Origin of the sequence: Streptomyces sp. NPDC102270, assembly GCF_044766405.1 — a bacterium.
In the GTDB taxonomy this organism is placed as follows: domain Bacteria; phylum Actinomycetota; class Actinomycetes; order Streptomycetales; family Streptomycetaceae; genus Streptomyces.
In genome coordinates this window covers 1-22,644 of the sequence record NZ_JBIWLX010000016.1, presented here as the reverse complement: position 1 = coordinate 22,644, position 22,644 = coordinate 1, and the positions used below count along the sequence as shown (strand labels likewise).

Annotated in this window: 15 protein-coding genes; 12 read left to right on the top strand and 3 right to left on the bottom strand. The window is 71.1% G+C overall.

What is annotated here, in order from left to right:
- Positions 1–59: 59 nt before the first annotated feature.
- From ACIRP7_RS31225 to ACIRP7_RS31190, 8 genes are read left to right on the top strand one after another with little or no spacing between them, the layout of a single operon-like run.
- Positions 60–1,928: a glycoside hydrolase domain-containing protein gene (locus ACIRP7_RS31225; protein ID WP_403665997.1), complete on the top strand. Its 1,869-nt coding sequence runs from the start codon at positions 60–62 to the stop codon at positions 1,926–1,928.
- Positions 1,925–5,572 (top strand): beta-galactosidase, encoded by a 3,648-nt coding sequence (locus ACIRP7_RS31220; protein ID WP_403665995.1) that lies wholly within the window; start codon positions 1,925–1,927, stop codon positions 5,570–5,572. Before ACIRP7_RS31225 ends, ACIRP7_RS31220 begins: the two co-directional genes overlap by 4 nt.
- Positions 5,573–5,583: 11 nt before the next feature.
- On the top strand, positions 5,584–6,798 hold the full coding sequence (locus ACIRP7_RS31215; protein ID WP_403665993.1) for an SGNH/GDSL hydrolase family protein: 1,215 nt from the start codon (positions 5,584–5,586) through the stop codon (positions 6,796–6,798).
- 9 nt (positions 6,799–6,807) lie between these two features.
- Complete coding sequence (locus ACIRP7_RS31210) at positions 6,808–8,955, top strand: GDSL-type esterase/lipase family protein (protein WP_403665991.1); 2,148 nt, start codon at positions 6,808–6,810, stop codon at positions 8,953–8,955.
- A gap of 11 nt (positions 8,956–8,966) precedes the next feature.
- The gene (locus ACIRP7_RS31205) at positions 8,967–10,415 is read left to right on the top strand and encodes an alpha-L-fucosidase (protein ID WP_403665989.1); all 1,449 of its coding nucleotides are present in this window, start codon (positions 8,967–8,969) and stop codon (positions 10,413–10,415) included.
- 5 nt (positions 10,416–10,420) lie between these two features.
- Positions 10,421–11,365: a hypothetical protein gene (locus ACIRP7_RS31200; protein ID WP_403665987.1), complete on the top strand. Its 945-nt coding sequence runs from the start codon at positions 10,421–10,423 to the stop codon at positions 11,363–11,365.
- Positions 11,362–12,258: a beta-glucosidase gene (locus tag ACIRP7_RS31195; protein ID WP_403665985.1), complete on the top strand. Its 897-nt coding sequence runs from the start codon at positions 11,362–11,364 to the stop codon at positions 12,256–12,258. Before ACIRP7_RS31200 ends, ACIRP7_RS31195 begins: the two co-directional genes overlap by 4 nt.
- A 19-nt stretch (positions 12,259–12,277) precedes the next feature.
- A complete protein-coding gene (locus ACIRP7_RS31190) occupies positions 12,278–15,376 on the top strand; it encodes an alpha-N-acetylglucosaminidase TIM-barrel domain-containing protein (RefSeq protein ID WP_403665983.1) in 3,099 nt (1,032 codons plus the stop codon).
- A gap of 56 nt (positions 15,377–15,432) precedes the next feature.
- Here ACIRP7_RS31190 and ACIRP7_RS31185 read toward each other — a convergent pair whose 3' ends face one another.
- Entirely contained in the window at positions 15,433–16,110 is a 678-nt protein-coding gene (locus ACIRP7_RS31185) for a uracil-DNA glycosylase (RefSeq protein ID WP_403665981.1), read from the bottom strand.
- 152 nt (positions 16,111–16,262) lie between these two features.
- Here ACIRP7_RS31185 and ACIRP7_RS31180 point away from each other — a divergent pair, with 152 nt between their 5' ends.
- Together ACIRP7_RS31180 and ACIRP7_RS31175 are read left to right on the top strand one after the other, a co-directional pair.
- On the top strand, positions 16,263–17,255 hold the full coding sequence (locus tag ACIRP7_RS31180; RefSeq protein WP_403665979.1) for an N-acetylglucosamine kinase: 993 nt from the start codon (positions 16,263–16,265) through the stop codon (positions 17,253–17,255).
- 95 nt (positions 17,256–17,350) lie between these two features.
- The gene (locus ACIRP7_RS31175) at positions 17,351–18,274 is read left to right on the top strand and encodes a sirohydrochlorin chelatase (RefSeq protein WP_403665977.1); all 924 of its coding nucleotides are present in this window, start codon (positions 17,351–17,353) and stop codon (positions 18,272–18,274) included.
- Positions 18,275–18,351: 77 nt separating this feature from the next.
- Here the strand turns inward: ACIRP7_RS31175 and ACIRP7_RS31170 are convergent, their stop codons facing one another.
- Together ACIRP7_RS31170 and ACIRP7_RS31165 are read right to left on the bottom strand one after the other, a co-directional pair.
- The gene (locus ACIRP7_RS31170) at positions 18,352–19,383 is read right to left on the bottom strand and encodes a lactonase family protein (RefSeq protein WP_403665975.1); all 1,032 of its coding nucleotides are present in this window, start codon (positions 19,381–19,383) and stop codon (positions 18,352–18,354) included.
- 107 nt (positions 19,384–19,490) lie between these two features.
- Positions 19,491–20,978, bottom strand: coding sequence for an FUSC family protein (locus ACIRP7_RS31165; RefSeq protein ID WP_403665973.1), 1,488 nt, complete (start codon positions 20,976–20,978; stop codon positions 19,491–19,493).
- Positions 20,979–21,188: 210 nt separating this feature from the next.
- Here ACIRP7_RS31165 and ACIRP7_RS31160 point away from each other — a divergent pair, with 210 nt between their 5' ends.
- Both ACIRP7_RS31160 and ACIRP7_RS31155 read left to right on the top strand, forming a co-directional pair.
- A complete protein-coding gene (locus ACIRP7_RS31160; RefSeq protein ID WP_403665971.1) occupies positions 21,189–21,665 on the top strand; it encodes an Lrp/AsnC family transcriptional regulator in 477 nt (158 codons plus the stop codon).
- 20 nt (positions 21,666–21,685) lie between these two features.
- The gene (locus ACIRP7_RS31155; protein ID WP_403665969.1) at positions 21,686–22,375 is read left to right on the top strand and encodes an HAD family hydrolase; all 690 of its coding nucleotides are present in this window, start codon (positions 21,686–21,688) and stop codon (positions 22,373–22,375) included.
- The last annotated feature ends 269 nt before the right edge of the window (positions 22,376–22,644 follow it).

The following is a 22,644-nucleotide window of genomic DNA, read 5'->3' as shown; positions in this document are numbered from 1 at the left end:
CCCTGAGGGCCTGCCGGGGACCACTCCCCGCACCTCCGTGAGAGAGGGACCCCACCCCCATGGCACGTACGTCCTCACTCGCCGCCGGTTTCGTCGCCGGCGTCGTCGTGGCCGCGAGCACCACCGCGATCGCCGTCACCGGTACGGCGAACACCAGCACCGACCTCGACTCCAAGGCCACCACCACCTGGCTGACCGTCAAGGTCGCCGACGCCATGGGCACCAGGAACACCATCACCTGGGTCCCCACCGGCTCCTTCGCCGGCTCCGCCGAAGAACGGGTCCCGCGCTACCCGATGACGCCCCTCCAGGGCAAGGACACCAAGGAGCTCAAGCTCTCGGCCGTCCGCAACGAGCAGGTCTCGGCGCAGCTGGCGATCGCCTCCGGCCACCACCTCGACGACGTCAAGGCCGTGGTCGGCGACCTCACCGGGCCCGGCGGGGCGAAGCTGTCCGGTGCTGACACCCAGGTCCGGTTCGTGAAGTACGTGCCGGTGCAGCGTTCCAAGAGCGAGGTCGACTGGTCCGCCACCATCGACCAGGTCAGCTCCGGCAAGGAGGTGTCCGGCGACCGCAACCCGGACGTGGTCGGCGACCCGCTGGAGGATCGGGACTCGGTGGACGTACCCGCGTACGCGGCACAGCCCCTGTGGTTCACCTTCCACATTCCCAAGTCGGCCAAGCCGGGCACCTACACCGGCACGGTCAAGGTCAACGCCGACGGCCGCACCCAGAGCACGTACCCGCTGACCATCGAGGTTGCCGACGCGAGTGTGCCCGACCCGAAGGACTACAGCTTCTTCCTCGACGTATGGGCCCAGCCGGAGACGATCGCCAAGAACCACGGCGTCAAGCTCTGGTCGGACGAACACTGGAAACTGATCGACACGTACGACCGCGACCTGGCCTCACGCGGCCAGAAGGTCATCAACACCACCGTCGTCGACAATCCCTGGCACCACCAGTGGTCGCTCGGCACCCGGGAGTCGCAGACCGCGACGCCGTACACCAGCATGGTGGGCTGGACCTGGAACGGAAAGACGTTCTCCTTCGACTTCAGCCGCTGGGACAAGTACGTCCGGACCGCCAGACGCGCCGGTCTCGGTCCCGACATCGGCGCCTTCTCCATGCTGGCGTTCCAGGACCAGGAGCACCTCACCTACACCGACACCAGCACTGGCAAGACGGTCTACGAGAACGTCGATCTGGGCGGCGCCCGCTGGCGTCAGGCGTGGGGAGCCTTCCTCCCCGCCTTCGAGAAGCACGTGAAGGCGAAGGGTTGGCTGGACCACACCTGGCTGTCCTTCGACGAGCGGCCCATCGACACCATGACGGTCGTCAAGAACTTCGTCCACGAGGTCGCGCCGGCCTTCGACGACCGTATCTCCGTGGCCGGTTCGATCAACACCGAAGGCGTTGCCTCCAACCTGTCCGTCGACTGGGGCGGCATCGACGCGATGCCGAAGGAGAAGGTGGCGGAGCGGCGCAAGGCCGGCAAGATCACGACCTTCTACGTGTACGGCTCACCGGCCCACCCGAACACGCTGTCCTACTCGCCTGCCGTCGAGTCGCGGATGTTGCCGTGGATCTCCGCACAGCGGGATCTGGACGGCTTTTTGCGCTGGTCGTACAACAGCTGGACCAGCGATCCCTTCAAGCAGCCGGTGCACATCTTCACGCAGGGCGACGAGTACCTGGTCTACCCGGGCAAGGTCGGCCCGATGTCCAGCATCCGCTGGGAGCAGCTGAAGGAGGGCATCGAGGACTACGAACTCATCGCCGAGTTGCGGAAGAAGGACGGCGGCGCCGACAGCGACGCGCTGACCGAGGCGCTCACGACGGCGACGAGGAACCTCGACGGCCGGACGAAGGACGTGGGCGACATCGAGACCGCGCGGGCAGCCGTCGTGAAGGGGCTGACGTCATGAGGGTGAAGTGGAAGGCGTTGCTGCTCGCCACGGCCCTGACTGTCATGCCCCTGACCGGCACAGCGGTCGCCGCGGCACCGGTCCAGGCTGAGCCGCAGGCCCAGGCCCCGCACACTGTCACCTACGACCAGTACTCCGTGCGGGTCGACGGCAAGCCCCTCTACCTCTGGGGCGCCGAGTTCCACTACTTCCGGCTGCCCAGCCCCGACGCCTGGCGCGACGTCCTGCAGAAGATCAAGGCGGGCGGATTCAACGCGGTCTCGCTCTACTTCGACTGGGGTTACCACTCCTCCAAGCCGGGCTCGTACGACTTCACCGGCACCCGTGACGTGGAGCGGCTGCTCGACGAGGCCGAGCGCGCGGGCCTGTATGTGATCGCTCGGCCGGGCCCGTACATCAACGCGGAGGTCTCCGGCGGCGGTATGCCCGCCTGGCGGTCGACCCAGGCCGGCGTGAACCGCACCTCCGAGCCGGAGTACCTGAAAGCGGCCCGGGAGTGGATGAGCCGGATCAACCCGATCATCGCGCGCCATCAACTCACCCGTGGCACGGGTTCAGTGATTCTGTATCAGGTCGAGAACGAGTACCAGGGCGGCCGCCATGACGCCGACTACATGCAGACCCTGATCGACTGGGCGAAGGAGGACGGCATCGATGTGCCCACCTTCGTCAACGACGGCGGCGCGAACCAGAACTGGGTGAGCGGCAAGGGCGCCCCGGACATCTACGGCTTCGACGCCTACCCGCAGGGCTTCGACTGCAAGGACCCCGACACCTGGAAGAGCCTGCCCGACTATTCGTACGTCAACGACTGGAAGCCCGAGTCCCCGCTCATCATCCCGGAGGCACAGGGCGGCGCCTTCGACCCCTGGGGCGGCACCGGATACCAGGACTGCGCGAAGCTCACCGGCACCGACTTCACCCGGGTGTTCAGCAAGATGAACATCGCGGCCGGGGTGAGCGGCCAGTCCTTCTACATGACGTACGGCGGCACCAACTGGGGCTGGCTCGCCGACCCCAACGCGGTCTACACCTCGTACGACTACGGCGCCCCGATCAACGAGTCCCGCCAACTGACCGACAAATACCAGGAGTTCAAGCGCCTCGGGTACCTGGTCGACTCGGTGACCTCACTGGCGCGCACCGACAAGGCCGAGGCGCCCACTCCTTCCGACGACGCCCTGCGCATCGACCGGCGCGTCAACCCCGACGACGGCACACAGTTCTTCACCGTGCGGCATGCCGACACCCGGGTGAAGGACAAGGACGAGACCACCCTGTCGCTGAAGGGCGTGGACGGCGACTACCCGCGCGTACCCCAGCAGGGCGCCATCACCGTCGACGGCCGGGACGCCAAACTCCTCGTCGCGGGTTATGACTTGGGCGAGAATCAGCGGCTCGTCTACTCCACCTCGGAGATCATGACGCACGCCGAGATCGGCGGCCGGGAGGTGGCGCTGCTCTACGGGCGTGCGGGCGAGGCCGGCGAGACCGTGCTGCGGTACGCCGAGCGGCCCGAGGTCAAGGTCCTCGACGGAGATGTCACCACCACCTGGGACGCCGCACGCGGTGACCTGCGCCTGAATTACACCCACAAGGGCCTGGCCCGGGTGCTGGTGAACGGCATGGAACTGCTGATCGCCGACACCGCCGAGACAGCCCACTGGTGGCGGCAGGACACCGCGGGGGGACCGGTCCTCGTACGCGGTCCTTCCCTCGTCCGTACGGCTGAACTCGCCCAAGGGACATTGAAGTTGACCGGCGACTCCACCAAGGCCGCGAAGATCGAGGTCATCGCGGAGGCCAAGAAGATCACCTGGAACGGGAGCAAGGTCACCGTCACCCAGGCGCCGCGCCCGGTCGAGCTGCCCAAGCTGAGCACGTGGAAGTACAAGGAAGAGGCACCCGAGGCGGCCCCCGGCTTCGACGACTCCACCTGGACCACGGCCGACCACCTCACCGCCAACAACGGCGTGCTCGAAGGGTCGTTGCCGGTCCTCGCGATGGACGAGTACGGCTTCCATCACGGCAACGTCTGGTACCGCGGCCGGTTCAGGAGCACGGGTGCAGCCACCGCGCTCGCGCTCGACGCCAAGACCGGCAACACGGGCCAGTACGCGATCTGGCTCAACGGCCACTACCTCGGCAGCTCCGGCGACGGCGCGTACTCCTTCGACATCCCGGCGAACACCCTGAAGGCCGACGGGGACAACGTCCTCTCCGTCCTCGTGGAGAACGCGGGCCACAACGAGGAATGGGGCCACGACTACTCCAAGGAGCCGCGCGGTCTGCTCTCCGCCGAGGTGATCGGCGGGGCCTCCACCCTCACGTGGAAGATCCAGGGCAACCGGGGCGGCGAGGACCCGGTGGACCGCGCACGGGGGCCGTACAACAACGGCGGGTTGTACGGGGAGCGGGCCGGCTGGTCACTGCCGGGGTACCCCGACGGCAGCTGGAAGAGCACCACCCTCTCGCAGCAGACCGAGAACACCGGGCCCGGCGTGCGCTGGTACCGCACCTCCGCCCGGCTCGACATCCCGCAGGACCAGGACAACGCGCTCGCACTGGACCTCGCCGAAGCTGCAGGCGGCAACACCCGCTGTCGCGCCGAGATCTTCGTGAACGGCTGGCTGATCGGCCGCTACCTGCCGGACACCGGACCCCAGACACGGTTCGTCATCCCCAGAGGCCTCCTGCGCGAGCAGGGCAGCAACACGATCGCCCTGGCCGTGTGGTCCACCGAGGCCGGCGCGGGCCCGGGCTCGGCGAAGCTCGTCGACCTCGGCGCGTCGGCGGGCGGAACCAAGGTCGGTACGGTGGCGGCGCCCTCGTACGACTCCAAGACCTACGCGATGCCGACCGCGGGTGCCCGGGTCACCGTCGACGCCGAGCCGTTCCTGGCCACCGGTACCGCGACGAAGGTCCCCGTCACCCTCAGGGTTCCGAAGGACGCGCCGACGGCCTCGAACGTCGAGCTGGCGCTGAAGGTTCCGGACGGCTGGACCGCGACCACCGACGACAGGACCCGTTTCGGCCGGGTCCGGCCCGGCGACACGGTGACAGCGGACTACACCGTGACCCCGCCCGGCGATCCCGTCCACTACGCCGTTCTGTCCGCGACCGCCCAGCTCACCCAGCCGGGCCGTCCGGGCACGGTCACCGGTGTACGGGCCGTGCAGGTGCCGCCGCCGGGACTGTCCGCCGACGCCTATGTCAGCGGCTTGACCCTGGTCAAGGCGGTCAACGGCTGGGGTCCGGTGGAGAAGGACACCTCCAACGGGGAGGACGCGGCGGGTGACGGTCGTCCCCTGAGCATCGGCGGCACCATGTATGCCAAGGGCCTCGGCGTGCACGCGAACAGCCAGGTCCGGGTCTATCTCGGCGGTGGCTGCACCCGCTTCACCGCCACCGCCGGGGTGGACGACGAGGTCGGCGACAGCGGCAGCGTCTCCTTCAGGGTGGTCGCCGACGGCCGTTCGCTCGCCACAACTCCTGTTGTGCGCGGCTCCGACGGCGGCACCGGCATCGACGTGGACGTGACCGGCGCCCGCTGGCTGGACCTGTCGGTCGACGGGGGCGGCGATGTCTCCGCGGACCACGCCGACTGGGCCGACGCCAGGCTGAGCTGCGGTGGCGGTGCCTGATGCTCGTGCCGGTGATACGCGGCAGGCTCATGGCGTTGCTGCTGACCGTCTCGGCCGTCGTGGCCGGGACGGTGGCACCCGCCGAGGCCGGTCAGCAAGGGGACCGGCGGGGCTGGACGGGGACCTGGGCGACGGCGGCCAGTGAACACTACGAGGTCTCGGGAATGTCCGAGGTGACGGTACGGATGCCGGTGCGCACCAGCGTCGGCGGCGCGGCCGTACGCATTCGGCTGACCAACGCCTACGCCACCGACCCGGTGACGATCGGGCACGCGACCGTGGGCCTGCGCGACGGCGGCTCCGCCGTGGCCCGCCCGTACGACCTGCGGTTCGGCGGGAAGCGCGCGGTCACCGTCCCGGCGGGTGGCCAGGCCGTCAGCGACCCGGTCCGGCTCGCCGTGCCTGCTCTGGCCGACCTGGTCGTCAGTCTGCATCTGCCCGGCCAGGTCACGCACATCACCGATCACTGGTGGGCGCAGCAGACCGTGTACTGGACGGACTACGGGGCGGGCGATCACGCCGCCGACACCTCCGGTGACGCCTACACCTGGACCACCACGAGCTGGCCGTTCCTCAGCGGTGTCGATGTGACCGCGCCGAGGACAGGGTCGGTGGTGGCGCTCGGCGACTCGATCACCGACGGGTCCTACTCGACGGCCGACACGAATCAGCGCTGGCCGGACCTGCTGTCGGCCCGGCTGAACGCCTGCCTGCCCGGCGCCGGGGTGCTCAACGCGGGCATCACCAGCAACCGGATCACCGCCGGGACCGAGACCAACCCGTCGGCGCTCGACCGGCTCGACCGCGATGTGCTCTCCCAGCCGGGAGCCAGGACTCTGATCCTCTTCGAGGGCATCAACGACCTCGGCGGGGCGAGTGCCGAGCGGATCATCGCCGGGATGACGGAGATCGCCGCCCGGGCGCACCGACGCGGGATGCGGGTCGTCGGCGCCACGATCACGCCGTACAAGGACTTCACCTGGGGCGGCTGGAGCGAGGAGACGGAAGCGCGGCGACAGCAGGTCAACGCGTTCGCCCGGGACTCCGGCCGGGTCTTCGACGACTACGCCGACTTCGACCGGGCGGTCCGGGATCCGGCGGATCCGCAGCGGCTGGGTGCGGCGTACGACTCCGGTGACCATCTGCATCCCAATGACGCCGGGATGAAGGCATTCGCCGACTCCATCGACCTGAGCGAGCTCGGCCTCGGCCGCGGCTGTTCCTGAGGAGGAACCGTGTCTGGACGGCTTGAACACTGGCGGGGACACCGAAGATTCGCGGTCCTGGCCACGGCGTTGTCGGCCATCGTGGCAGCCCTGCTTCCGGCGGTACCGGCCGCGGCCGAGACCACACAGCAGGCGTGGACGGGGACGTGGGCGACCGCCCAGCACGCCGCGTACGACCCGGGCACCTCGGAGGTGACGGTTCGGATACCGGTGCGGGTGAGCGCCGGCGGGTCGAGCGTACGCATCCGCCTGACCAACGACTTCACCACTGAGCCGGTGACGATCGGGCATGCGACCGTGGGTCTGCGCGACGGCGGCTCCACCGTCACGAGACCGCGGCAGGTGCGGTTCGGCGGAAAGCCCGAGGTGACGATCCCCGCCGGTGGTCAGGTGGCCGGCGATCAGGTCCGGCTCACCGTGCCCGCCCGCAGCGACTTGGTCGTCAGCCTGTACTTCCCCGGCCGGCTCACCCACGTCAGCCAGCACTGGATGGGCCTCCAGAGCGTCTACTGGACGCCCGACGGAGGCGGCGACCACACCTCGGACGCCGACGGGGACGCCTTCACCAGGACCGACTCCACCTTCCCGTTCCTGACCGGTGTCGACGTACGGGGCGGCAGCACGACGGGCTCTGTGGTCGCGCTCGGCGACTCCATCACCGACGGCGCGGCCTCCACCTCGGACGCCAACCGGCGCTGGCCCGACTACCTGGCGGGGCGGCTCTCGGCCTGCTCGACCACCGCCGGAGTGCTGAACGAAGGCATCAGCGGCAACCGGATCACGGCCGGCGTCGACGGCAACCCGTCCGCGCTGGACCGGCTGGAGCGCGATGTGCTGTCGCAGCCGGGAGCGCGGACGGTGGTCCTCTTCGAGGGCGTCAACGACCTCAGTTGGGGCGGCGCCACCGGTGATCAGGTGATCGACGGCATGAAGGAGATCGTGCGCCGCGCCCACGAACGCGGGCTGCGCGTGATCGGCGCGACCGTCGTGCCGTATCGCGGCTGGGGGGACTGGTGGACCGAGGCCAAGGAGGCCGACCGGCAGCGGGTCAACACGTTCGTCCGCGACGGCGGCGTCTTCGACGGCTACGCCGACTTCGACAGGGCCGTAAGGGATCCGGACGATCCGACCCGCTACGCCGCCGCGTTCGACTCCGGTGACCATCTGCACCCCAACGACACCGGGATGAAGGCGTTCGCCGACGCGGTCGACCTCGCCGGGCTGCGGGTGGCCCGTGACTGCCCCTCGGCCCGCGTCCGGCTCACGCCGTATCGGCCGATGCTGCAAACGGGCGGCGAGGGTACGGAGATCACGTCGACCGTCACCAACACCGGTCCCAGGGCGGTCACTCGGGTCAGGACGCGCCTCAGCCTCCCCGACGGCTGGTCCGCCGAACCGGTCGGCAGCACGCGCACCCGCTCCCTCGCCCCGGGTGACAGCGCCACCGTCACCTGGACGGTGACCCCCGCGGCCGACACCACCTGGGGCGCCCACGAGATCGGCGTACGCACCTCCTTCGTCCAGGACGGCCGTACCCGGCACGACTCCGACAGCGTGGACGCCACGGTGACCCCCGCTCCGTCCGAAGTCCGGGCGCCGTACCTGACGACCGCCACCACCACCGAGCCGGCCCAATACGCCCAGAACGGCGACCAGTTCGCCATCTGGGCGGGCGGCCAGGACCTCTCCGGCTGGAAGGACGAGAAGGCGGCGGTCTACCTCGGAGACGTCGCGCCGCCGTCCGGCACGGTGACCGCCCGGGTCGTCGGTCAGACCGGCAGTGGCCCGTCCGCCAAGGCGGGGATCGCCGTGGCCAACGACCTCACCGCGCCGGAGGCGGGCGGTTACGCGGTGCTCACCATGTCCGCTCAGTACGGCCTGGAGTTCCTGACCGACAGCGACGGCGACGGGAAGCTCGACACCTGGGCCGGCGGCGGCAGTTCGTACCACCCCGCCTGGCTGAAGCTCGTCCGCGACGGCACCGCCTACACCGCGTACGCCAGTTCCGACGGCACCGCCTGGCAGCAGGTCGGCACCGCGACCGTTCCCTCCGCGAGCGGCACCGGTGACGCAGGTCTGGTCGCGAGCGCCGTCAACCTCAACTACCCCGGCCAGATCACCACAGCACTCTTCGACTCCTTCTCCACGCACGGCTGAGAGGCACCTCCATGGCAGTCGACCGCAGACACTTCATGACCACCGCGGCCGCCCTGGGCGGCGCGGTGCTGCTCGCCCCGCCCGGCACGGCCCAGGCGCTCACGCAGGGCGCCGTGTCCGGCACCCCGGGCCTCCCCGACTACCGGCCCACCAAGGCCTCCCTCGACACCCACCCGGTGCCGCGCTGGTACAAGGACGCCAAGTTCGGCATCTTCGTCCACTGGGGCATCTACTCGGTGATCGGCGGCGCGACACCGAGAAGCGCCTCCGAGTGGTACCTGTGGTACCAGAGCACCAAGGACACCGCCGAGTGGAAGTACCACCGCGACATCTACGGCGAGAACGTCACCTACGACGACCTCATCCCCCGGTTCAAGGCCGAGAAGTACGACCCCGACGCCTGGGTGCGTCTGTTCGAGCAGGCGGGCGCCGAGTACTTCGCGCTGACCAGCAAGCACCACGACGGATTCGCCCTCTATCCCAGCAAGGTGACGAACCGTCACTCCGTGGCGTACGGCCCGAAGCGTGACCTCGTCGGTGAGCTGATGACCGCGGCCCGCAGGCGCGGCACCGTACGCCCCGGCCTGTACTACTCTCTCGGCGAGTTCTTCAACCCGGCGATCGGCCGGCCGATGCGCAACTTCTACACCGACCAGGAGATCCCGATGACCGGCTACAAGCCGGTCCAGGACTACGTCGGCGACTACGAGCTCAAGCAACTGTACGAGATCGTCGACCGCTACGACCCGGAGCTGCTGTGGGCCGACGGACAGTGGTTCCGACCCACCGGCAACCCGCCGTGGCGCAGCGAAGAACCCATGGCCCACTACTACAACCAGGCCAAGAACCGTAGGCACCCCAAGGGTGTCGTGATCAACGACCGGTTCGACACCCACTTCGACTTCGCGACGTACGAGCAGCGCACCAACCCCACGATGGACCCGCAGAAGTGGGAGTGCTGCATGACCATCGGCTACTCCTGGGGCTACAACAAGCACGAGCCGGACGAGGACTACAAGACCTCCGAGTTCCTGATCCAGCTGCTCGCCGACGTGGTCAGCAAGAACGGCAACCTGCTGCTCAACATCGGCCCCAGGCCGGACGGCACGATCCCCGAGATCATGCAGGAGCGGCTGCGGGACATCGGCGCCTGGCTGAAGATCAACGGCCCGGCGATCTACGGGTCGACACCCTGGGTACGGGCGGAGGAGGAGGGCAGCCCCCTCGGCATCCGCTACACCGTCTCCCCCGGCAAGTTCAACATCATCGTCCTGGGCAAGCCCAGTGGCACCCTCTCGGTGCCCGGCGACATTCCCATCGGCGCGACGTCCCGGATCCGGCTGCTCGGCGCGAGCGGCAGTCTGCGGTGGACCCGCCGTGACGGGAAGATCAACATCACCGTGCCGTCCTCCCTGCCCAGCGACATCGCCAACGTCTTCACCGTCGACTGGGCCCGGTGACCGGCATGAGAATCCACAACGGTACGGAGTTCGACACCCTGGGGCCCACGCTCACCGTCACCACGGAACCCGCCGAGCCGGCCGGTGGTGACACGGTCACCGCCACCGCGGTCCTCACCAACGACTGTCCCTTCCCGCTCCGCAACGCCGTGCTCCATCTGCTCAACCCCCGAGCCACCACCGCGGCGAAGACCATCCCGCTCGGCGACCTGCGGCCCGGCACGAAGACGACCCGGCGCTGGCGGACGGCGATCCCGGCCGACATGGCCGGGGACGTGTCATTCACCGCGCACCTGGTCTTCGACGTCAACGAGCGCAGCAGCGACTGCGCGCGGTCCGCGAAGACGTTCACCGTGCCCTACGAGCCCAATGGGGTGCGGGACCCGTACCGGACGTTCGCCACCACCGACGACGCCGAGTTCGGCCAGTACGGCAGCCAGTTGGTGATCTGGGCGGGCGGCCGCGACTTCTCCGGCGGCACCGATGAGAAGGGGGGCATCCTCCTTCCCGGCTCCGCCGCCGAGTCGAGCGTTGTGCAGGTCGAGACGGTCAGCCTCACCGGCAGCGACAACCCCACCGCCAAGTACGGCATCGCCGTCGCCAACGACCTCACCGCCCCGGAGGAGGGCGGCTACGCCGTCCTCACCATGTCGAAGTCGTACGGCGTCGAGTTCATGACCGACAGCGACGGGAACGGACATCTCGACACCTGGGCCGGGGGCGGCGTTTCCACCCACCCCGCCTGGCTGCGCCTGGTCCGTGACGGCACGACGTGCACCGCGTACACCAGTATCAACAACGGCCTCTCCTGGAACGAGATCGCGAGCGCGACCGTGTCCTCCGCGAGCGGCGCCCTGGACGCGGGCGTGGTGGCGAGCGCCGTGAACCTCAACTACCCCGGTACGACGGTCCAGGCCGTGTTCGACCGCTTCACCGTGGAGGCGTCGTGACCGCCTACCGTCCCGAGGAGGACTTCCTCTCGCCGCCGGTCTCGCTCACCGTCACCCCGGCCGCACCCGAGGCCGGCAAGACCGTGACCCTGACGGCCACCCTCACCAACTCCACCAGGATCGCGCTGCGCGGCACCGTGCTCTATCTCGCTGTGGACGACTCGGCCGAACCGGACGGCCTGGGCGACCTCGCGCCCGGACGGTCGGTGACCCGCACCTGGCGGACCCGGCTCGCCGACGACGCCGAGGGCCGGATCGTGTTCACCGCGCACGCCCTCTTCGACGTGCACCGCCACGGCTCCGACTGCACCCGCGCCACCACCCCCGTCCTGCTGCCGTACCGCTCGCTGTCCAAGGCGTTCGACAACGCGGGGATCTCCTCCGCCGACGCCCTCACCGCCGCGAACATCGACGGCTCCAACTCCAGCCTGTCCGCCGAGGCGCTGGCGTCGGTGGGGCTGACTCCAGGTGCCACGGTCACCTACGACGGGGTGCCCTTCACCTGGCCGGACACCCAGCCCGGGAGCCCGGACAACGTCATCTCCTCCGGTCAGACCGTGCTGCTGTCCGGCTCCGGTTCCCGGCTGTCCTTCCTCGGCACCAGCACCTGGGGCGAGGGCAAGGGCGACGGCAAGGTCGTCTACGCCGACGGCACCGAGCAGGCGTTCTCGGTCGCCGTCCCCGACTGGTACGGCGCGAACTCCGCCGCCGCGGTGGTGCTGCCCTACCGGCACCTCAGCTCCGGCCGGGACGACAACCCCGTCAGCCTGTTCACGTTCGGCGTCGATCTCGCGGCCGGGAAGCAACTGCGTTCCGTGGTCCTGCCCGAGGTCAGCGACGGCATCCAGGCGGGCGCCCCGGCCCTGCACATCTTCGCCTTGACGATCAACTGAGCTCTGCGGAAGGACGTTCATGCACGACAACCGAGGCGACCTCGACCTCCCAGGCGTCACCCGCAGACGGATCCTCACGGGTGCGGTGGTGCTGGGCGGCGCCGCGCTGCTGCCCCTCCCGCAAGGCGCGTACGCCGCCGACGGCGCCCTGTTCAGCACCGCGCCCGCCGCGGCCGCTGTGAAGCGGCTGCTTCCCGACCACTACCGGCAGCTCACCCTGCGGGCCGTCAAGGACGACACCGACCACTTCCGGGTCACCGGCCGGGCGGGGCAGATCACGGTGGAGGGCACCAGTCCCGCCGTGCTGCTCACGGGCCTCCACACCTACCTGCGGCGGACCGCGCACGCCTCCGTCTCCTGGACCGGTGAGCAGCTGAACCTGCCGCGCGTCCTCCCCGCGCCCGCCGCAGCGATCACGGGAACGGCCAACGTGCCGCACCGCTTCGCCTTCAACGACACCAACGAGGGTTACACCGGCGCCTACCGCGACTGGGACGCCTGGCAGTACGAGCTGGACGTGCTGGCCGTGCACGGAGTCAACCGGGTCCTCGTCTACGTGGGGGGCGACGCCGTCTACTACGACACGTTCCGTCGGTTCGGCTACACCGACGCCGAGATGCGCGCCTGGATTCCGGCCCCGGCCCACCAGCCCTGGTGGCTGCTGCAGAACATGTCGGGCTTCGGCGGGCCCGTCTCCCGGCAGCTCCTCGAGAAGCGTGCCGCGCTCGCCGAGAAGATCATCGACCGGGTGCGCGACCTGGGCATGACGCCGGTCCTGCCGGGCTACTACGGCAGCGTCCCGGACGACTTCCCCGCCAGGCACGGCGGCGACGCGGCGGTGGTGGCGCAGGGCACCTGGGGCGCCTTCAAACGCCCCGACTGGCTCGACCCGCGCACCACTGCCTTCGCCGACGTGGCCGCCACCTTCTACCGTGCCCAGAAGGAGCGGTTCGGCGGGAGCACGATGTACAAGATGGACCTGCTGCACGAGGGCGGCAACGCCGGTGACGTGCCGGTGGGCGAGGCCGCGGGGGCCGTCCAGGCGGCACTGCAGAAGGCCCACCCGGGGGCCGTGTGGGCGATCCTCGGCTGGCAGAACAACCCGGCCAAGGAGCTGCTCGACGGCGTCGACACGAGCCGGATGCTGATCGTGGACGGCCTGTCGGACCGCTACACCACCGTCACGGACCGGGAGAGCGACTGGGGCGGCACCCCGTACGCCTTCGGCAGCATCTGGAACTTCGGCGGCCACACCCCGATCGGCGCCAACGCCCCGGACTGGGTGGAGCAGTACCCCAAGTGGCGTGACAAGGAAGGCAGTTCGCTCGCCGGCATCGCGGCGATGCCCGAGGGGGCGGACAACAACGCGCCGGCCCTCGCCCTCCTCACCGACCTGGCCTGGACGCCCGGCACCGTGGACCTGGACGACTGGTTCGCCGCGTACGCGCTCTCCCGCTACGGCGGCCCCGACCGGCACGCGGCGGCGGCCTGGCAGACGATCCGCGACACCGCGTACAACATGTCCCGCGCGGACTCCTGGAGCGAGGCACCCGACGGCCTGTTCGGCGCCCGTCCGAGCCTGACGGCGAACAAGGCCGCCGCCTGGGGGCCGGAGAAGGACCGCTACGACACCACGGTCTTCGACGCCGCGCTCACAGAACTCCTCGCGGTACGGGCGGAGTTGAGGGACAGCTCGGCCTACCGGTACGACGTCGTCGACGTGGCCCGTCAGGTCCTGTCCAACCGCAGCCGGGTCCTGCTGCCGCAGATCAAGGCCGCCCACGACGCCGGGGACAAGCCCCTGTTCGGCAGGCTGACCAAGACCTGGCTGGGCTGGATGGACCTCCTCGACGACCTGCTGGCGACCTCCGGCCCGCATCTGCTCGGGCGGTGGCTCGCCGACGCGCGCTCCTGGGGCGCCGACCGGGCCGAGAAGGACCGCCTCGAGTACGACGTCCGCTCCCTCATCACCACCTGGGGCGGACGCCAGAGCAGCGAAGAGGGCCTGCACGACTACGCGAACCGGGAGTGGTCCGGACTGGTCGGCGGCCTGTACCGCACCCGCTGGTCGACGTACTTCAACGCTCTCGCCACGGGAAAGGACCCGTCGACGATCGACTGGTTCGCCCTGGAAGACCGCTGGGCGCACGCGCACGAGACGCACCCGACCAGTCCTCACGGCTCCCCGTACGCCCTGGCCCGCAGGGTGCGCGATCTGCTCGCCGCCATTCCCTACCAGGCGGCCCTCACGGCGGGTGTCGACCGGGGAGCGGTGGCCGAGGGCACGCCCGCGACGGTGACGGTCACCTTCACCAACAGGAACGGGTTCACGGCCGCACGCGGCGTGGCCCTCTCCGTCACAGCCCCCGAGGGCTTGGCGGTGAAGGCGCTCGATCCGGTGAACAAGGCGTCGGTGGCGTCCGGCGCAACGTTCGCCGCTCGCTTCGAGGTCTCGCTGGCGGGTGCGCCTACGGAACTGGTCGGCCAGGTCGTCGCGTCGGCGGCATACGCGGGTGGCGGGAAGGCGGTGGCGCCGGTACGGCTGATGGCCGCGGCCGGGGTCGGGAACCCGTACCGGGCGGTCTCCTACAACGACGCGGTGTTCGGCCAGGCCGGCGACGAGATCGCCATCGAGGGCGCGGGGGCCGATCTGTGGGGCGGCACCAACGAGTTCGGGGCGGTGTACCGGGCGGGCGGGTACCAGGACGGAACGGTGGCCCAGGTCACGGTCACGTCCCAGGACGCCACCGGAGGGTGGGCACGGGCGGGCCTCATCGTCCGCAACGACCTCGGTACGCAGGGGAGTGCGGGCTATGTGAACCTGGCGATCACACCGTCCAACGGCTGCGCGCTGAGCTGGGACGCGGACGGTGACGGCCGTTTCGACTCGATCGAACTGTCTGGGTCCTTCACCGCCCCGGTGCGGCTGCGGCTGACCCGGTCCGGCACCTCGTACACCGGTGAGGCCAGCACCGACGGCATCACCTGGACGACGGTGGGCACGGCCACGCCGTCAGGCGCGGCCGCCGCACAGGACGTCGGGGTCTTCATGACCGCGGCCAACGGCTGGACCGACGGGCGGGGCATCGCCACGTTCGACGGATTCACGGCGACCTGATCGCGGTCGGCGGCCCGGCCCTCTCCACCGCGCGGTGGAGGGGGCCCACCGGGGGTCTACGGCAGTCGCCAGTCCACCGGCTGGGCACCCTGCCGCAGCAGCAGATCGTTGGCCCGGCTGAACGGACGCGAGCCGAAGAATCCGCGGTCCGCCGACATCGGCGAGGGATGAGCGGACTCAATGGCCGGAAGGTCCCCCAGGAGCGGCCGCAGATTACGCGCGTCGCGCCCCCACAGGATCGACACCAGCGGCTTGCCACGCGCCGCGAGTGCACGTATCGCCTGCTCGGTGACCTCTTCCCAGCCCTGGCCGCGGTGCGCGCCCGGCTTGCGCGGGGCGGTCGTCAGCGCCCTGTTGAGCAGCAGCACGCCCTGCTCGGTCCACGGCGTCAGATCGCCGTTCGACGGCCGGGGCAGCCCCAGGTCGGAATGCATCTCCCGGAAGATGTTCTCCAGGCTGCCCGGCAGAGAACGCACCTCGGGCGAGACCGCGAAACTCAGACCGATCGCCATCCCCGGCGTCGGGTAGGGGTCCTGACCGACGATCAGGACTCGGACGTCGTCGAAGGGCTGCTGGAAGGCCCGCAGGACATTCGCCCCGGCCGGCAGGTAGGTCCGGCCCGCCGCTATCTCGGCCCGGAGGAAGTCCCCCATGGCGGCAATGCGTTCGGCCGCGGGCTCGAGAGCCTTCGCCCAGCCTGCTTCGACAAGTTCGTGCAAGGGTCGTGGTGCCACGGCGTGTCACTCTACTGGCACCCACTGACACCCCGCATGCCCAGGCAAGCCTCCCCGCGCGGGCGGCTCCACGGGCGTTACTCTTCCTCCCCGTCGAGACCTTCGAGCGGGTCGGGCAGAGCGCGCGGCCGGTCATCGGGAAGGCGGGAAGCTTGTCACTTCACGGGACCGCTACGGGGGACGGGTTCCTCGCCGTCGACTCCGGCGGCTCCGGCCTGCGGGTCGTCGTCGGCGCCCCCGGCCGGGGGACCACGGCCCCGCGAGAGTCGCGGGTGCCGGTGCGGACGGGGCCGCGCGGTATCGATCCGGGGCATCTGATGGAGCAACTGGTGCCCATGGTGCGCGCGTTGCTGCCCGAAGCGGGGGTGAGCGGGCTCGGCACCGCCGTCGTCGGGGCGGCCGGTGTGGCGACCCTGGGCGATGCCCTGCGGGCCGAGCTTCCCACCGCGCTGGAGCGGGAGTTCGGGGTGCGGACCGTCGCGCTCGTCGCGGACGCGGTGACCGCCTACACCGGCGCACTCGGATCGCGTCCGGGTGCGGTCGTCGCCGCCGGTACCGGTCTCATCGCGATCGGCACCGACCTCACGTCCTGGCGGCGGGCGGACGGCTGGGGCCATCTGCTGGGCGACTGCGGGGGCGGCGCGTGGATCGGGCGGGCCGGTCTGGAGGCCGCCCTGCGCGCCCACGACGGGCGGCCCGGGGGCTCGGCGGTGCTGCTGGCCCGGGCCGAGGAGTCGTTCGGACCGGTGCGGGAGCTGCCGGGCCGGCTCTATCCGCGTACCGACCGGCCCGCCGTGCTCGCCTCGTTCGCGCCCCAAGTGGCGGCCTGCGCCGACAGCGACCCGGTGGCCGGGGGGATCCTGCGCGAGGCGGCCCGGCACATGGCCGAGTCCGCGGCCACGGTCTGTCCGGCGCGGGGCGAGGCGCATGTCAGCCTCACCGGTGGCTTGTTCGCGATGGGTGCCGCCCTCGTCGTACCACTGGAGGAGGAGCTGGAACGGCGGTTGCCGCACGCGCGGCGGGTCCCGGCGGCGGGCGGACCGTTGGAGGGATCCGTACAGATCGCCACAGAACTGGCGCGAAGTTCGCTCACCCTGCCGGGTGATGAGGCGATGCTGTACGTGGTGGCCCCAAAGAGGGGCTGAAGCGGACGTAACTCATCAGACAAAACCGGACGGATACCGCTCACCTGCACCCTCCCCGAACAGGGAAGCCCAGGAAGCCAGTAACATGCGTCGCCATGAGCTCCCCCACTGGACCCGCGTCCGGCCTGCCAGTACGAATGCCGCGACCTCGCCAGCCCGGGCGGCACCGCCGACCCGAGCCGCTGGCGGCTCCCGAGGGCGCGCCCGCGCTCGTCCTCGCGGTGCCGGGCACGCCAGGCCCGGCCACGCGCAGCCTCGCCGAGGAGGTCGTGAGCATCGCCCGCTCCGAGCTGCCCGGCCTCGACGCGCGGATCGGGTACCTGGACGGTGACGACTCGGAGTTCCCCACGCTCCAGGCCGTGCTGGCCCACACCGCCGGTGAACGCACCGCGCGTTACGAGCAGGCCAAGGCCGCCGGCGTGGACGTCAGGGAGCCCGAGGGCCCCGTCGCCGTCGTCGTGCCGCTGCTCGCCGGGCCGGACAGCTCGCTGCTGCGCCGGATCCGCCAGGCCGTCATGGACAGCCGGCTCGCGGCCGACCTCACCGATGTGCTGGGCCCGCACCCGCTGCTCGCCGAGGCGCTGCATGTGCGTCTGTCGGAGGCCGGGCTGGCCCGCGCCGACCGCGCTCGGCTGTTCGCCGTGACGACGGCCGCGGACGGCATCATCCTCGGCGCGGTGGGTGGCGAGGAGGCCGTGCAGGCGGCCGGGATCACCGGCATGCTGCTCGCCGCGCGGCTGGCCGTGCCGGTCATGGCGGCGGCGCTCGACCAGGACGGCTCGATCGCGTCCATCGCCGATCAGCTGCGGTCCTCCGGTTCGCAGCAGCTGGCGCTCGCGCCGTACCTGATAGGACCGGAGATCGACCCCGCGGTGATCGAGGAGGCCGCCAAGGAGGCCGGCTGTTCCGCCGCCGAGCCGCTCGGCCCCTACCCGGCGATCGGCAAGCTCGTCCTCGCCAAGTACACGACCGCGCTGGGCATCGCCCCGCAGCAGGTACAGGGCGCCCCGGTGCGCTGAGCGCGCGCACCGCGACCGCGACACCGAAAGGGCCCGCTCCATTCCTCGGAGCGGGCCCTTCGGCGTGGCGGCCCGGATCAGCCGAAGATCACGCAGGACGCGGCCGGTACCTCGATCGAGCCCTCGTACCGGGGCAGGCCGGTCGCCGGGTCCACGGCGAACCAGGTCACCTCGCCGGAGCGCTCATTGGCGACGTACAGGAATCCGCCGGACTCCGCGAGGGCCCGGGGCCAGCGGCCGCCGCAGATGACCGTGCCGACCAGGCGCAGGTCGTCGCCCTCGACGGCGAACGTGGACAGGACGTCCTCGCCGCGGGTGGCGGTCCACACGAACCGGCCGTCGGGGGACGTGACGACACCTGACGGGTACGCGTCGCCCGCAGGGGCGCCCGCCAGCACCTGGGTCTCGCTCAGGGGCTTCAGCGTGCCGTCCTCGGCGTCCCAGCGGCACACGGTGAGGGTCGGGGTGAGCTCGTTGAGGATGTAGGCACGGGTGCCGTCCGGGTGGAAGGCCAGGTGGCGTGGCCCCGAGCCGGGGCGCAGGGCGATCTCGCGGTGCACGTCGAGCGTGCCGTCCGCCAGGGTGCACACCCGCACGGAGTCCGTGCCGAGGTCGACGCTGACGATCCAGCGCCCGCTCGGGTCGGGCTGCACCTGGTGGGCGTGCGGGCCCTGCTGGCGGGGTGCGTGCGGGCCCGAGCCGGTGTGCCGGAGCACGCCGGAGGGGGCGCCCGCGAGGGAGCCGTCGGGGCGCAGCGGCACGGTGGTGACGCTGCCGGAGCCGTAGTTGGCGGTCAGGACGTGTCCGGCGTGCACGGCGAGGTGCGTGGGCGTGTTCCCGTCCACCGTCACCGGGGGGCCGGCCGGCTCGGGCCGGTCGCCGGTCACCCGGTACGCGGCCACCGCACCCTCGGCCGTCTCACTCACCGCGTACAGCACGTCCCCGTCGGCCGACAGGGCCAGATACGACGGATCGGGTACGCCGTTCAGGCCGCTCAGCACCTTCAGCGCGCCCGTGTCCGCGGTCACCGCCGCCGTCACGATGCCGGGGCCTCCCGCCGCCGTGAACGACCCGATGTAGGCCCGTCGCCGCCCGCCGCCGTCTGCCACAGTCGTCCCCTCTCGGTCTGTGCCGTTCGGGGCGACGGTAGCAGTCGATCACTACCGGTCTAGACCAACCCGGTGAAATTCACGGGGTCGTCACGGACATGGGGGGGTCAGGCGCCCACCAGCGGCGAGCCGGTCGGCGTCCGCAGGGGCGCCGCCAGCTCCGCGAGCGCCCGTTCCAGTCCGTGCAGATGGGCCAGTGCGGGTTCCTCGGCGGCAGGACGGTCCGCCACCGGGAAGTCCCGGCCGCCCGTGAGTGCCTCCACAGCGGCCTCCACCCGTCGGCACGCGGTGGTCAGGCGGGTGTCGTGCGAGGCGTCCGGGTCGGCGGCGACGGTGACCAGGCCCCGGATCTCCCGGGCGCAGTCGTCGAGGAGGGCGAGGACACGGCGGGCGCGCCGCTTGCGGGCCGGCATGGGGTTGAGGGGGTGGACCAGTGGGGCCACCGAGAGGCGGACCCTGCCGAGCAGGTGCTCCAGTTCCGTCACCCGGCCGCCCGGGTCGGCGCCCGGCACTCCCGCGAGGCGGGCCGCGGCCTCTGCGGTGCAGGCGTGGACGCAGCGCAGGGCGCGCTGGATCCAGGCGTCGGTGACGCTGTGGGTGGTGATCGGCAGGACGAACAGCACGGCCAGGACGGCCCCGACCGCGCCCACGCCGGTCTCCGCAAGCCGCAGGGCCAGCAGGCCGGGGTTCAGAACGCCGAGGAGGCCGTAGAGAAGCTCGGCGAGCAGGGTGACCCAGAGCATCATCCACGTGTACGAGACGGCGGCCGTGTAGAAGATGCCGAAGACACAGACGGCGACCAGGGCGGCCGTGGGCGTCGGCGCTCCGTGCAGGGGTACGGCGACGAGCAGGCCGAGGCCGATGCCGATCACCGTGCCGAGGACACGGCGGAAGCCGCGCACCAGGGTCTCGCCGCGCGAGGCGGTGTTCACGAAGATCCACCAGGTGGCGCCGACGGCCCAGTACCAGCGCTGCCCGGAGACGAGCTGGCCGACGACGAGGGCGAAGCCGGCGCCCGCCATGGCCTGGACCGCCTGGCGGGTGGTCGCGCGGGCGAGGCCGGTGCCGGCGGGCGGGGCGGGTACGGGGGCCGGGGGCAGCCGGCGCTCGTAGCACCACAGGCCGAAACGGACCGCGCCGGCGGTGAGCACGGACAGCAGGACGGCGGCGTACAGCTCGGGCAGCCGGCCGGTCGTCGCGTGCAGGAACTGCGCCACGAAGAAGGTCATGAACGCGAAGACGCCGAGACTGTGGCCGCGCGGTCCCCAACGCCGGGCGTACACGCCCGCGCCGACCACGGCGAGGAAGGTGAGGTCGCGGGCGACGGGGTGGTCGTGGAGCTCGGCCGCGGCGGTGAGGACCGGGAGGCCGACGACGGGCAGCAGGGCGGTGGTGAGCGCCTGCCGCCGGACGGTGGCGTCCGTGACGGTGAACAGGGCGAGCAGCGCGGCGAGGCCGCCGGTGACGGCACCGGCGAGCGAGTGGCCCGCGAGGCCGCACACCACGACGGCGAGACCGATGCCGAGCACCGCCCGCGCGGCGAAGCGCAACCGGACCCGGCCCGGGTCCGGCGCCATGAACACCCTCTTCAGCACGTACCGCCCCCTGAAATCCTCGGACACCGGCTGGACACCGGCATGGAAAAGGCGCCGCGGGGTCCGCAGCGCCATCGACGGGCCCATTGCAGCATCCACGCCACTGTCGGCTCAAGCGCGGCCGATTATGCTGGACCATTGGTACAGAAGAGGCGGTCCTGGAGCGTCCGGCGGCGGGCCAAAGGACCAGGCACGAGGAGGTCGTACGCCATGGCCGTGGACGAGCTCGACACCCGTATCCTGCGGCTGCTGCTGGAGCGGCCGCGGACGAGTGTGCGGGAGTACGCGCGGATCCTCGGGATCGCCCGGGGCACGCTGCAGGCGCGCCTTGACCGGCTGGAGCGGGACGGGGTGATCACCGGTACGGGGCCCTCGCTGTCGCCCGCCGCGCTCGGTCATCCGGTGCTGGCGTTCGTGCACATCGAGGTGACCCAGGGGCGGCTCGACGACGTGGGGGACGCGTTGGCGTCGGTGCCGGAGATCGTCGAGGCGTTCTCGATCGCGGGCGGCGGGGATCTGCTGACGCGGGTCGTGGCGCGGGACAACGCGCACCTGGAAGACGTGATCCAGAAGGTGATCAGCGTGCCCGGAGTGGTGCGGACGCGTACCGAGGTGGCGCTGCGGGAGCGGGTCACCCACCGGCTGCTGCCGCTGGTCGAGTCGGTCGGGCGCACTGCCCGGAGTTGATCTTTGACATCCTGGAAGCCATGAGCAGGCTCAGCGGCATATCGGTCATCTTCGATCTCGACGGGACGCTCGTGGACAGCGAGCCGAACTACTACGAGGCGGGTCGGCAGACCCTCGCCGCGCACGGGGTCCCGGACTTCACCTGGACCGACCACGAGCGGTACGTCGGGATCAGCACGCGGGAGACGGTCACGCGGTGGAAGTCGCTGTACGGACTGCGGGCGTCCGTGCCGGAACTCCTCGCGGACAAGAACCGGCGCTATCTGGAGCTGGCCCGCACGGCCACGCGCGCGTACCCGGAGATGCGGAAGTTCGTGGAGCTGCTGGCCGGTGAGAACGTGCCGATGGCCGTCGCCTCGGGGTCCTCCGCGGAGGCCATCGACGCGATCCTCGCCGGGACGGGCCTCGACGCGTATCTCCGTACGACCGTCTCGGCCGACGAGGTCGCCCATGGCAAGCCCGCGCCGGACGTGTTCCTGGAGGCGGCCCGCCGGCTCGGCGCCGAGCCGGCCCACTGCGTGGTCCTGGAGGACGCCGCCCCGGGCGCGGCCACGGCCCACGCCGCCGGGATGCGCTGCATCGCGATCCCGTACGTCGCGGCGCAGGCCGACACACCGGAGTTCACCCGCGCCGCTCTGCTCCTGCGGGGAGGCCAGGAGGAGTTCACGGCCCGGGCGGCTCTCGACTGGCTGGAGCGGAACCGGAGTTGAACGGTGCCGCACACGTCCGCGGCCGCTCGGAGGGGCATCCGGCCCAGTCCGCCGCCTCCCGCGCGGCCGAGGCCAGTCGCGCCAGCTCGGGCTCCCGCTCGAGGATCCCCGCTCCACGGCCCCGATTCTGCCACCGGGGGCGCCGGGGAGGGCCCTTCAGGACGGAGGGGCCTTAGACATCATCTCATTTGGTAAGTCTGCGGTAGCAGATGAGGGTGCAGGCGATGCTGGTGAAAGCCAGGAAGTGCTCCGCTTTGCGCTCGTAGCGG

Excerpts from the sequence above, each read along its gene's own strand:
- ACIRP7_RS31205 (WP_403665989.1), top strand. The coding sequence starts at position 8,967 with ATGGCAGTCGACCGCAGACACTTCATGACCACCGCGGCCGCCCTGGGC.
- ACIRP7_RS31175 (WP_403665977.1), top strand. The coding sequence starts at position 17,351 with ATGAGCTCCCCCACTGGACCCGCGTCCGGCCTGCCAGTACGAATGCCG.
- ACIRP7_RS31200 (WP_403665987.1), top strand. The coding sequence starts at position 10,421 with ATGAGAATCCACAACGGTACGGAGTTCGACACCCTGGGGCCCACGCTC.
- ACIRP7_RS31155 (WP_403665969.1), top strand. The coding sequence starts at position 21,686 with ATGAGCAGGCTCAGCGGCATATCGGTCATCTTCGATCTCGACGGGACG.
- ACIRP7_RS31190 (WP_403665983.1), top strand. The coding sequence starts at position 12,278 with ATGCACGACAACCGAGGCGACCTCGACCTCCCAGGCGTCACCCGCAGA.
- ACIRP7_RS31220 (WP_403665995.1), top strand. The coding sequence starts at position 1,925 with ATGAGGGTGAAGTGGAAGGCGTTGCTGCTCGCCACGGCCCTGACTGTC.
- ACIRP7_RS31225 (WP_403665997.1), top strand. The coding sequence starts at position 60 with ATGGCACGTACGTCCTCACTCGCCGCCGGTTTCGTCGCCGGCGTCGTC.
- ACIRP7_RS31160 (WP_403665971.1), top strand. The coding sequence starts at position 21,189 with ATGGCCGTGGACGAGCTCGACACCCGTATCCTGCGGCTGCTGCTGGAG.